Origin of the sequence: Pseudomonas sp. NPDC088429, from assembly GCF_044753305.1 — a bacterium.
Lineage (GTDB): Bacteria > Pseudomonadota > Gammaproteobacteria > Pseudomonadales > Pseudomonadaceae > Aquipseudomonas > Aquipseudomonas rustica.
The window spans coordinates 24,802-36,501 of the sequence record NZ_JBIVMX010000058.1 but is presented as its reverse complement, the minus strand read 5'-3'; the positions used below and the strand labels follow the sequence as shown (position 1 = coordinate 36,501).

Sequence of the window (11,700 nt, the reverse complement as noted above, 5' to 3'; positions counted from 1 at the left end):
CTGCACTGGCCACCAAACTGGCGCGTCCATGTGCAAGCCAGGAGTTGACCACCTACGGTTTCGTCGCGCCGTTCGGCAAAGGCGAAGATGCTCCATTGGTACACGTCAGCGGTGACTTCCTGCTGATTTCCGCGCGTAAAGAAGAACGCATTCTGCCGGGCAGCGTCGTGCGCGACGCGGTAAAGGAAAAGGTCGAAGAGATCGAAGCCGAGCAGATGCGCAAGGTCTATAAGAAGGAACGCGATCAGATCAAGGATGAAATCATCCAGGCCTTCCTGCCGCGCGCCTTTATCCGTCGCTCGTCGACCTTCGCCGCCATCGCGCCGAAACAAGGCCTGATTTTGGTCAACTCGGCCAGCCCGAAACGCGCTGAAGACTTGCTGTCGACCCTGCGCGAAGTGATCGGCACCCTGCCCGTCCGTCCGCTGAGCGTGAAAATGTCGCCAACCGCGACCATGACCGAATGGGTCACCACGCAGAAAGCTGCCGACGACTTCTATGTGCTGGACGAGTGCGAACTGCGCGACACCCACGAAGACGGCGGCATCGTTCGTTGCAAACGTCAGGATCTGACCAGCGAAGAAATCCAGCTGCACCTGAGCACCGGCAAAGTCGTCACGCAGCTGTCGCTGGCGTGGCAGGACAAGTTGTCGTTCATGCTTGACGACAAGATGACTGTTAAACGTCTGAAGTTCGAAGACCTGTTGCAGGATCAGGCGGAACAGGACGGTGGCGATGAGGCACTGGGTCAACTGGATGCCAGCTTCACCCTGATGATGCTGACCTTCGGCGACTTCCTGCCGGCGCTGGTCGAAGCGCTGGGTGGTGAAGAGACTCCGCAGGGGATCTAAACCCTTGTGATGTCCAAACTGTAGGAGTGAGCCTGCTCGCGATGAGGGACTGACATTCAACATCAATGTTGACTGAACGACCGCCATCGCGAGCAGGCTCACTCCTACATTTGGTTTTGTGGTGTAACTAACAATAAGGAACAAGCCATGCGCGCACTGGCTGCACTCAGCCGCTTTGTCGGCAATACCTTCGCTTACTGGGTTCTGATTTTCGCGGTCATCGCGTTCCTGCAACCGGCGTGGTTCCTCGGCCTCAAAGGCGCGATCGTGCCGCTGCTCGGGCTGGTGATGTTCGGCATGGGCCTGACCCTCAAACTCGACGACTTCGCTGCCGTTGCCCGCCATCCGTGGCGCGTGGCGCTGGGCGTGGTTGCACACTTCGTGATCATGCCCGGCGTGGCGTGGTTGCTTTGCCAGGTATTTCACCTGCCGCCGGAAATCGCCGTCGGGGTGATTCTGGTCGGTTGCTGCCCAAGCGGCACCTCCTCCAACGTGATGACTTGGCTGGCCCGTGGTGATCTGGCGTTGTCGGTGGCCATCGCCGCCGTCACCACCCTCCTCGCTCCGCTGCTGACCCCGGCGCTGATCTGGCTGCTGGCTTCGGCGTGGTTGCCGGTGTCGTTCATGGAGCTGTTCTGGTCGATCCTGCAAGTGGTGCTGTTGCCGATCATTCTCGGCGTGGTTGCCCAGCGTCTGCTTGGCGACAAGGTTCGTCATGCGGTGGATGTGTTGCCGCTGGTGTCGGTGGTCAGCATCGTGATTATCGTCACTGCCGTGGTCGCCGCCAGCCAGGCGAAAATTGCCGAATCCGGTCTGCTGATCATGGCCGTGGTGATGCTGCACAACAGCTTCGGTTATATGCTGGGTTACTTCACCGGTCGCCTGTTCAAGCTGCCGTTGGCTCAGCGCAAATCGCTGGCGCTGGAAGTCGGCATGCAGAACTCGGGATTGGGCGCTGCGTTGGCCAGCGCGCACTTTTCGCCATTGGCAGCAGTGCCGAGCGCGTTGTTCAGTGTCTGGCACAATATTTCCGGTGCGCTGCTGTCGACCTACTTCCGCCGCATGAGCGAAAAGGAAGATCGCGAGGCGCTGGCGCAACAGGCTGCCGACTGAGCTGAAACTTGATCCCCGGGTTAATGCTGGTCAAACTATCGCGCAACGCGAGGACGACCTCGCGGCTCGATCGAGTCATTAATCTGGGGACGACCCCGTCAATCGATGGAGGTCTCTCATGTCCTGGATCATTCTGTTTTTCGCCGGCCTGTTCGAAGTCGGCTGGGCCGTTGGCCTGAAATACACCGATGGCTTCAGCCGTCCACTTCCTACTGCACTGACCGTTGCGGCCATGGCCATCAGCCTTGGCCTGCTCGGCCTTGCGATGAAGGAATTGCCGCTGGGCACGGCGTATGCGATCTGGACTGGGGTCGGTGCCGTGGGCACGGTGATTGCCGGGATCATACTGTTTGGCGAATCGATGGCGTTGATTCGGCTGGCGAGTGTGGCGTTGATCATCACCGGGCTGATTGGGCTTAAGGTCAGCGCTTAGGCCTCTACCGCTTTCGCGAGCAGGCTCACTCCTACAGGGGAACGCGTTTCAAATGTAGGAGCGAGCCTGCTCGCGAAGAGGCCCTAAAAATCAGCGACTATCTAACCGCCCCACGCAACTCCCCCACCAACACCTGCAACTTCGCCGGCTCCGCCGCTTCCACAGCTACCGCCGAACCCGCCACCAATGTCACCCGCGACCACAACCGGTGAAAAAACCCCTTGTTCGGATCGCGACTGAAGAAACTCCCCCACAACCCCTGCAACGCCAGCGGAATCACCGGTACCGGCGTCTCCTCTAGAATCCGCGTCAGCCCGCCCCTGAATTCATTCATCTCGCCATCAGCGGTCAATTTGCCTTCCGGGAAGATGCACACCAGCTCGCCGTCCTTCAGATACTGAGCAATCCGCGTGAAGGCCTTCTCATAGATCTGGATATCTTCCTGCCGCCCAGCGATAGGAATGGCTCCCGCCGTGCGGAAGATAAAGTTCAGCACCGGCAGGTTGTAGATTTTGTAGTACATGACAAAGCGAATCGGCCTACGCACTGCGCCGCCAATCAGCAAGGCATCGACGAACGATACGTGGTTGCACACCAGCAGCGCCGCGCCCTCATCAGGAATCGCCTCAAGGTTGTGATGCTCGACGCGGTACATGGAATGGCTGAGCAGCCAGATCATGAAACGCATGCTGAACTCGGGGACGATTTTGAAGATGTAGGCGTTGACGCCGATGTTCAGCAGCGACACCACCAGAAACAGCTGCGGAATCGACAGTTTGACCACGCTCAACAACACGATCGAAACGATGGCCGAGACCACCATAAACAGTGCGTTGAGAATGTTGTTCGCTGCGATTACCCGCGCGCGCTCGTTCTCGGCGGTGCGCGACTGGATCAACGCGTACAGCGGCACGATATAGAAGCCGCCGAAAATGCCCAGACCGAGAATGTCGATCAACACCGCCCACGTGTGCACAAAGCCCAGCACTTCAACCCAGCTATGGCCAGTGACGCTGTCCGGAATCCCGCCGGAATGCCACCACAGCAGCAAGCCAAACACGGTCAGACCAAACGAGCCGAACGGCACCAGACCGATCTCGACTTTACGCCCGGAAAGCTTCTCGCAGAGCATTGAACCGAGGGCGATCCCGACCGAGAACACCGTCAGAATCAAGGTGACCACGGTCTCATCGCCGTGCATCCATTCCTTGGCATACGCCGGAATCTGCGTCAGATAAATCGCCCCGACAAACCAGAACCACGAGTTGCCGACGATCGAACGCGACACCGCTGGCGTCTGGCCCAAGCCGAGTTTCAGCGTCGCCCACGATTGGCTGAAGATGTTCCAGTTGAGGCGCATTTCCGGCGAGGACGCCGCCGCCCGTGGAATGCTGCGGCTGGCGAGATAACCCAGCACGGCAATGCCAACGATGGCGCCGGACACCAGTGGCGCGTAGTGCGTCGAAGACATGATGACCCCGGCGCCGATGGTGCCGGCCAGAATCGCCAGAAACGTGCCCATCTCCACCAGGCCATTGCCACCGACCAGTTCATCCTCGCGCAATGCCTGCGGCAGGATCGAATACTTCACCGGCCCGAATAGCGCCGAGTGCGTGCCCATGGCGAACAACGCCACCAGCATCAGCGACAGATGATCGAACAAGAATCCGACGGATCCCACCGCCATGATGGCGATTTCCGCCAGTTTGATCAGACGGATCAACGCGTCCTTGGCGAATTTTTCGCCAAACTGCCCGGCCAGCGCCGAGAACAGAAAGAACGGCAGAATAAACAGCAGCGCACAGAGGTTGACCCAGATCGAGCGGTCACCTTCGATGGTCAGCCGATAGAGAATGGCGAGGATCAACGACTGTTTAAACACGTTGTCGTTAAACGCGCCGAGCGATTGCGTGATGAAGAACGGCAAAAACCGTCGCGTGCGCAGCAGGTTGAACTGTGAGGAGTGACTCATCTTCCGTGTTTCCCTGATTTTGCTGGGGGTGGTCTGGATACTGTCTATTGGATTCACAAACCGCAATCCAGGCCACACCTTAGCTAAATATTTCAGGTTATTTCTTCAAACCGGCGATGCACGGTGAAACAAACAGCTCGCCACGCCACGCGCCTTGCACGGTGCGTTTACCGACGATCAGCCACATGATCGCGAGCAACGTCACCAACACACAGCCAACCACGCTGAAAAATCCGAGATTCAAGGTGCTCGCCAGCTTCAACGTTGCCAGCGAATAAACACCCAACGGGAAGGTGAAGCCCCACCAGCCAAGATTGAACGGGATGCCGTCACGCAGATAACGCACGGTGATCAGCAGCGCCATCAACATCCACCACAACCCGAAGCCCCACAGCGTGATGCCGGCGACCAGGCCGATGCCCGATGCGATTTCGCCGATGCCCGGCAGACCGTTGGCGGCGAAGATCGCCGGTGCATCAGCGCCCAACAGCAACATGCCCAGCGCACCGGTGCCGATCGGGCCAAGGGCCAGCCAGCTCGAAGCGGCCATGTTTTCGTGAGGCAGTTTGTGCAGGGCCATGCGCAGCAAGAGGATTGTCAGAATGCTGAACGCCACCGGTAGGGAAAATGCCCAAAGCACGTAGCTGGTGGTCAGCACCACCAGTTGCGAGTGGGCATCGGTCAGATGCGGAGCCAGCAAGCCGCCGCTGGCCGCCGCCACTTCTGCCGCGACCACGGGCAACAACCAAACGGCGGTCATCTGATCAATGCTGTGTTCCTGACGGGTAAACATCATGTACGGAATCAACACGCCGCAGGCCAGCGACATCGCCACGTCGATCCACCACAGCACTTCGGCGAGATGAATCACCCCGTCGCCCCAGCGCGGCAGGCCGAACACCAAAAAGCCGTTGATGATCGTCGCCAGGCCCATTGGGATGGTGCCGAAGAACATCGATACCGTGGAATGCCCGAAAATCCGCCGCGCTTCATCGAAAAACACAATCCAGCGAGCGGCGTAAGCCAGGGTAAACAACGTGAACAACAAAATGTTGAACAACCACAGCCCTTCGGCCACGGCGTGCAAACCGGGGATCGCCACCGGCAGTTGCGCCAACGCCAGCGCCAGCACACCGGTACCCATGGTCGCGGCGAACCAGTTCGGTGTGAATTGGCGGATAACTTCACGCGGATGCTGAAGTTGGCTAAATGGCTTGATGCCGGGTTTGGCGCTGTTGGGGCAAATCATCATGAACTCCTGTCCTCAGGTGAGGTGGAATTCATGGTAGATCCGAATCGAATATCTATATAACGGGTAATATCTCTAACTGTTATCTGTTTTGCCAATAAGCAGTCAGACGCTGCCTTCGCTTTCAATCACCAGGATCCGCGCCGCGCCTTGTGGATGCGCGACATGCTCGGTGCCAACCGAGGCGTAAAAGATATCGCCAACGTCGAGCTGCACCTGTTTTTCTTCGCCATTTTCGCGGTAGTGCATCTGCACCTGGCCATCGAGCACCACGAACACTTCTTCGCCATCGTTGACGTGCCATTTGTACGGCTGATCCGTCCAGTGCAGGCGCGTGGTGATGCCGTTCATATTGGCGATGTCCAGCGCGCCCCAGGCGCGGTCGGCGGTGAAGGTTTTGCTGCGGATAATCTTCATGAATCGATCCGTGAGAAGAATGGCCAAGCAAGGCTAACCGAAACTCAGGGAGCGCTGCACACCTTGACTGCGTTGGCGCGCAGGCTGAGCAACAACGCGCCCACCGCCAACACGATCAGCACTGCGCCGTAACCATCGGTGGTCGCCAGCAAGCCATAGGTACGAGCCAGATAACCGGCCAACAATGCCGGCAGGCAGAACGCGAGATAGCTGAGCACGTAATACGCCGACATCAAACCGGCCCGTTCGTGAGGCAATGCCAGCGGCACCAGGCTGCGCACTGCGCCGAGGAAACCCGAGCCAAATCCGCAACCGGCGACCAGCGTGCCGAGGAAGAACAGCGAAAGACTCGCGCTGTGCACGCCGAGCAAGATCAGCACCAGCCCCATCGGCAGCAAACTCGCGCCCAGTCGCAAGGCTTGCTTGGCGCTGCGATTGCGCAAGGTGAAAATCATCAACGCACCGGTCAGGGTCAATGCCGCCACGGTCGAGCCGCCGATCAGGTTGGACGTTGAACCGGTGGCCGTGCGCACCAATGACGGAGCCAGCGAGGCGTAAAAACCACCAAGCGCCCATGTCGCGGTGTTTAACGGCAGCACTCGCCACAATGTTGAACGGGCCTGAGCCGGCACGTGCAGCGTCGGCTTTAATGACGCCCAGGCCCCGGCTTGCGGCGAGACGCTTTCCGGCAGGCGCCAGACATAAATCCCCTGCAATACAAACAATCCGAGCAGCAGCCAATAAGTCAGTTGCAACGGCGCCGGAGCGAATTCAGCGAGCAATCCACAACCCAAACCACCCAACGCCATCCCCAACAGCGGCGCGACGCTGTTGATCAACGGCCCTTGTTGGCGATCCGTATCGAGCAACGTCGCGCTCAACACCGCAGTGGCCATGCCGGTGGCGAAACCTTGCAGGACGCGCGCGCTGATCAGCCATGTGACGCTGTCGGCATAGATAAACAGCAGCATCGCCAAGGCATTGAGCAGCACGGCGGAGAAGATCACCGGTTTGCGTCCCACATGGTCGGACAGCGAACCCACTGTTAATAGCGCCGCCAACAGACTGAGCGCATAGACACCGAAGATCAGCGTCAGCACCACCGCCGAGAAATGCAGTTGATCCTGATACAGGTGATACAACGGCGTCGGCGCGGTGGAAGCGGCGAGAAAACTGAGTAAGGTGATCGCCAGAAACCACAGGCTGGAGCGGTTTGAAACGACGTTATTCAAGGGGCTGGTCATGGGCATACTCCGCAAAAGCTAATTTTTTGCTTTTGCGGAGTGTGCTACCGCCTCGCGCTTAAAGCAAATTCTTTGTGTTAAGGTCTGCCGCATGGCTATTAAAGAAGGTTTACGCCCCGGCGGCCGCAGTGCCCGGGTGCAAGAGTCGATTCATTCGGCAGTCCACGCGCTCCTGCAAGAGCAGGAGCGCTCGACCGTGACCGTGCCGCAAATCGCCGCACGCGCGGGGGTGACGCCGTCGACAATTTATCGTCGCTGGGGGGATCTGGCGGCGTTGCTCGCAGACGTCGCCCTCGCCCGCATGCGCCCGGACAGCGAGCCGGCAGCAACGGGCAGTTTGCGCAGCGATATTCGGGCGTGGGCTGAACAGTATCTCGACGAGATGAGCTCCGAGCCCGGCCGCAACATGATGCGCGACGTGCAGGCGAGCGCGACGCCGGGGTATTGCGTGACGATCATTGGCGCGCAGTTGCAGACGATTATTGAACGGCATCCGGATGAGATCGCGCCGAGTGTTGATCGGCTGATCAATCTGGTGGTGGCACCGGTGGTGTTCCGGATCCTGTTTTCGGCGGCGGCGCTTGAAGTGGATGAGCTGCACCATTTGATCGATGTCGCACTGAATCAGCGCTGACGCCAATCCCCTGTAGGAGCTGCGGCACGCTGCGATCTTTTGATCTTGATTTCAAAGATCAAAAGATCAAAAGATCAAAAGATCGCAGCGTGCCGCAGCTCCTACAGTTCATCGCAGAACCAGCCGGTTCCATCCCTGCGACACCCCGCCACGCCACGACCTTGGTCGACACTGACTAACCGCCGCACTCATGCGAGACTGTTGGCCCGGACAGGGTTGCCGGGGAGTCTTCTGTCGGGAGTGTTGCATGTCGTTGTCCACCGGGCTGATCGCCGCCGTCGCCCTGGCCTATATGGCTATCATGTTCGCCATCGCCTTCTACGGCGACCGTCGCAGCGCGCCTTTGCCGCCGCGGATGCGTGCCTGGGTGTACAGCCTGTCGCTGGCGGTTTATTGCACCAGCTGGACATTCTTCGGCGCGGTCGGTCAGGCCGCCGAACAACTGTGGTCATTCCTGCCGATTTACCTCGGGCCGATTCTGCTGCTACTCGGCGCACCGTGGGTGCTGCAGAAAATGGTGATGATCAGCAAACAGGAGAACATCACCTCCATCGCTGACTTCATCGCCGCGCGCTACGGCAAATCGCAATCGCTGGCGGTGGTCGTCGCGCTGATCTGCCTGGTCGGCGTCCTCCCCTACATCGCCCTGCAACTCAAAGGCATCGTCCTCGGCGTGAACCTGTTGATCGGCGCCGGTGCCGACGCCATGGGCACCCGCGCGCAGGACACGGCGCTGATCGTGTCGCTGGTGCTGGCGCTGTTCACCATCGTCTTCGGTACGCGCAACCTCGACGCCACCGAGCACCACCGCGGCATGGTGCTGGCGATTGCCTTTGAGTCGCTGGTCAAGCTGTTTGCCTTTCTCGCGGTCGGCGCCTTCGTCACTTTCGGTCTGTACGACGGTTTCGATGACCTGTTCAACCAGGCAATGCTCGCCCCGCGCCTCGAGGAGTACTGGAAAGAAACCATTAACTGGCCATCGATGGTGGTGCAGACCGGCGTGGCGATGATGGCAATTATCTGCCTGCCCCGGCAGTTTCACGTCACCGTAGTCGAGAACATCGACCCGCAAGATCTGCGTCTGGCCAAATGGGTGTTCCCGGCCTACCTCGCACTGGCCGCGCTGTTTGTAGTCCCGATCGCCCTCGCCGGTCAGATGTTGTTACCGAGCGACGTACTCCCCGACTCCTTTGTGATCAGTTTGCCGTTGGCTCAAGCCCATCCGGCGCTGGCGCTGCTGGCGTTTATCGGCGGCGCGTCGGCGGCGACCGGCATGGTGATTGTCGCCAGCGTAGCGTTGTCGACCATGGTCTCCAACGACATGCTGTTGCCGTGGTTGCTGCGCCGAAATAACGCCGAGCGCCCGTTCGAAGTGTTCCGCCAGTGGATGCTCTCGGTGCGCCGCGTCAGCATCGTGGTGATTCTGTTGCTGGCGTATGTCAGCTATCGCCTGCTCGGTTCCACCGCGAGTCTGGCAACCATCGGCCAGATTGCCTTCGCCGCTGTCACCCAATTAGCCCCGGCCATGCTCGGCGCGCTGTACTGGAAACAGGCCAACCGGCGCGGGGTTTTTGCCGGTCTCGCTGCCGGTACTTTCCTGTGGTTTTACACGCTGATTCTGCCGATTGCCGCGCACAGCCTGGGCTTATCCCTGAGCAGTTTTCCGGGGCTGGCGTGGCTGCACAGCAATCCACTGAACTTGCCGATCACCCCGCTGACACAAGGAGTGGTGCTGTCGCTGGCCGGTAACTTCACCCTGTTCGCGTGGGTCTCGGTGCTGTCGCGCACGCGGGTATCGGAACACTGGCAGGCCGGGCGTTTCATCGGTCAGGAGATCAGCGCGCGGCCAAGTGCGCGCTCAATGCTGGCGGTGCAGATCGACGATTTGCTGCAACTGGCGGCGCGGTTTGTCGGTGAAGAACGCGCGCGGCAGAGCTTTATCCGTTTCGCCTACCGTCAGGGCAAAGGCTTCAATCCGAACCAGAACGCCGATGGCGAATGGATCGCCCACACCGAGCGCTTGTTGGCCGGTGTGCTTGGCGCTTCTTCGACGCGCGCCGTGGTAAAAGCCGCCATCGAAGGTCGGGAAATGCAGTTGGAGGACGTAGTCCGGATCGCCGACGAAGCGTCGGAAGTGTTGCAGTTCAACCGCGCCCTGCTGCAAGGCGCGATCGAGAACATCACTCAAGGCATCAGCGTGGTCGACCAGTCGCTGAAACTGGTGGCGTGGAATCGCCGTTATCTGGAGCTGTTCAACTATCCCGACGGTTTGATCAGCGTTGGCCGGCCGATTGCCGACATCATTCGCTACAACGCCGAGCGCGGCTTGTGCGGCCCCGGCGAAGCCGAAGTACACGTTGCCCGCCGTTTGCACTGGATGCGTCAGGGCCGTGCACACACCTCCGAGCGGCTGTTCCCCAACGGTCGGGTGATCGAACTGATCGGCAACCCGATGCCGGGCGGCGGTTTCGTCATGAGTTTCACCGACATTACTGCGTTCCGCGAAGCCGAGCAGGCGCTGACCGAGGCCAACGAGGGGCTGGAGCAACGGGTCAGCGAGCGCACGCAGGAACTGTCGCAACTCAACGTCGCGCTGACCGAAGCCAAGGGCACTGCCGAAGCGGCGAACCAGTCGAAAACCCGCTTCCTCGCAGCGGTCAGCCACGACTTGATGCAACCGTTGAACGCCGCCCGCCTGTTCTCCGCCGCCCTCTCCCATCAGGACGATGGTTTGAGCAGCGAGGCGCAGAAACTGGTGCAGCACCTCGACAGTTCGCTGCGTTCAGCCGAAGACTTGATCAGTGATTTGCTGGATATCTCGCGCCTGGAAAACGGCAAGATCAACCCGGATCGCAAGCCGTTTGCGCTCAATGAGCTGTTCGATATTCTCGGCGCCGAATTCAAGGCACTGGCTCAAGAACAAGGCCTGACCTTCCGCGTGCGTGGCAGTCATCTGCGCATCGACAGCGACAGCAAATTGCTGCGGCGGATTTTGCAGAACTTCCTCACCAATGCATTCCGCTACGCCAAGGGCCCGGTGCTGCTCGGCGTGCGTCGGCGCGGGGAAGAATTGTCGCTGGAAGTGTGGGATCGCGGGCCGGGGATTCCGGAGGACAAGCTGCAGGTGATTTTCGAAGAATTCAAACGCCTCGACAGCCACCAGACCCGCGCCGAAAAAGGCTTGGGGCTTGGCCTGGCGATTGCCGATGGCTTGTGTCGCGTGCTCGGCCATACGTTGCGCGTGCGTTCGTGGCCGGGGCGCGGCAGTGTGTTCAGCGTCAGCGTGCCATTGGCCCCAACGCAAACCGTGCCGGCCAGCGCCGCCGTCGAGTTGAACGGCAAGTTGCTGGGCGGCGCGCAGGTGCTGTGCATCGACAATGAAGACAGCATTTTGATTGGCATGAACAGTTTGCTCAGCCGCTGGGGTTGTCAGGTGTGGACGGCGCGCAATCGTGAGGAATGTGCGGCGTTGCTTAAGGATGGCGTGCGGCCGCAACTGGCATTGGTGGATTACCACCTCGATCACGGCGACACCGGGACAGAGTTGATGGCGTGGTTACGCACAACGCTGGGCGAGCCGGTGCCGGGGGTGGTGATCAGTGCGGATGGGCGGCCGGAAACGGTGGCGCAGGTGCATGCGGCGGGTCTGGATTATCTGGCGAAACCGGTGAAACCGGCGGCTTTGCGGGCGTTGTTGAGTCGGTATGTGCCGCTCTAAAAGCAAAAGATCGCAGCCTGCGGCAGCTCCTACACGGGATTTTTGTGTTCGACAAAAATCCCGTGTAGG

At 59.9% G+C, this 11,700-nt stretch carries 9 protein-coding genes; 5 read left to right on the top strand and 4 right to left on the bottom strand.

Annotated features, from left to right (window positions below):
• From rdgC to sugE, 3 genes are all read left to right on the top strand, one after another.
• The coding region (gene rdgC / locus ACIP66_RS22730) for a recombination-associated protein RdgC (RefSeq protein WP_400651050.1) at positions 1-851 on the top strand (851 nt) is incomplete at its 5' end.
• A gap of 147 nt (positions 852-998) precedes the next feature.
• Positions 999-1,964, top strand: coding sequence for a bile acid:sodium symporter family protein (locus ACIP66_RS22725; protein ID WP_400651048.1), 966 nt, complete (start codon positions 999-1,001; stop codon positions 1,962-1,964).
• A gap of 118 nt (positions 1,965-2,082) precedes the next feature.
• Positions 2,083-2,397 (top strand): quaternary ammonium compound efflux SMR transporter SugE, encoded by a 315-nt coding sequence (gene sugE, locus ACIP66_RS22720; RefSeq protein ID WP_008077894.1) that lies wholly within the window; start codon positions 2,083-2,085, stop codon positions 2,395-2,397.
• 97 nt (positions 2,398-2,494) lie between these two features.
• Here sugE and ACIP66_RS22715 read toward each other — a convergent pair whose 3' ends face one another.
• From ACIP66_RS22715 to ACIP66_RS22700, 4 genes are all read right to left on the bottom strand, one after another.
• The gene (locus tag ACIP66_RS22715) at positions 2,495-4,369 is read right to left on the bottom strand and encodes an MFS transporter (RefSeq protein WP_400651045.1); all 1,875 of its coding nucleotides are present in this window, start codon (positions 4,367-4,369) and stop codon (positions 2,495-2,497) included.
• 97 nt (positions 4,370-4,466) lie between these two features.
• On the bottom strand, positions 4,467-5,618 hold the full coding sequence (locus ACIP66_RS22710; protein ID WP_400651042.1) for a TDT family transporter: 1,152 nt from the start codon (positions 5,616-5,618) through the stop codon (positions 4,467-4,469).
• 105 nt (positions 5,619-5,723) lie between these two features.
• On the bottom strand, positions 5,724-6,035 hold the full coding sequence (locus ACIP66_RS22705) for a cupin domain-containing protein (RefSeq protein ID WP_212550946.1): 312 nt from the start codon (positions 6,033-6,035) through the stop codon (positions 5,724-5,726).
• A 44-nt stretch (positions 6,036-6,079) separates the two neighbouring features.
• Entirely contained in the window at positions 6,080-7,279 is a 1,200-nt protein-coding gene (locus tag ACIP66_RS22700; RefSeq protein ID WP_400651039.1) for an MFS transporter, read from the bottom strand.
• A 91-nt stretch (positions 7,280-7,370) separates the two neighbouring features.
• Here ACIP66_RS22700 and ACIP66_RS22695 point away from each other — a divergent pair, with 91 nt between their 5' ends.
• Together ACIP66_RS22695 and ACIP66_RS22690 are read left to right on the top strand one after the other, a co-directional pair.
• Complete coding sequence (locus ACIP66_RS22695) at positions 7,371-7,913, top strand: TetR/AcrR family transcriptional regulator (protein WP_400651036.1); 543 nt, start codon at positions 7,371-7,373, stop codon at positions 7,911-7,913.
• Positions 7,914-8,160: 247 nt separating this feature from the next.
• The gene (locus ACIP66_RS22690) at positions 8,161-11,631 is read left to right on the top strand and encodes a NahK/ErcS family hybrid sensor histidine kinase/response regulator (RefSeq protein WP_400651033.1); all 3,471 of its coding nucleotides are present in this window, start codon (positions 8,161-8,163) and stop codon (positions 11,629-11,631) included.
• Positions 11,632-11,700: the final 69 nt, after the last annotated feature.

Coding starts and splice junctions, on each gene's coding strand:
- ACIP66_RS22695 (WP_400651036.1), top strand. CDS start 7,371: ATGGCTATTAAAGAAGGTTTACGCCCCGGCGGCCGCAGTGCCCGGGTG.
- sugE (WP_008077894.1), top strand. CDS start 2,083: ATGTCCTGGATCATTCTGTTTTTCGCCGGCCTGTTCGAAGTCGGCTGG.
- ACIP66_RS22725 (WP_400651048.1), top strand. CDS start 999: ATGCGCGCACTGGCTGCACTCAGCCGCTTTGTCGGCAATACCTTCGCT.
- ACIP66_RS22715 (WP_400651045.1), bottom strand. CDS start 4,369: ATGAGTCACTCCTCACAGTTCAACCTGCTGCGCACGCGACGGTTTTTG.
- ACIP66_RS22700 (WP_400651039.1), bottom strand. CDS start 7,279: ATGACCAGCCCCTTGAATAACGTCGTTTCAAACCGCTCCAGCCTGTGG.
- ACIP66_RS22705 (WP_212550946.1), bottom strand. CDS start 6,035: ATGAAGATTATCCGCAGCAAAACCTTCACCGCCGACCGCGCCTGGGGC.
- ACIP66_RS22710 (WP_400651042.1), bottom strand. CDS start 5,618: ATGATTTGCCCCAACAGCGCCAAACCCGGCATCAAGCCATTTAGCCAA.
- ACIP66_RS22690 (WP_400651033.1), top strand. CDS start 8,161: ATGTCGTTGTCCACCGGGCTGATCGCCGCCGTCGCCCTGGCCTATATG.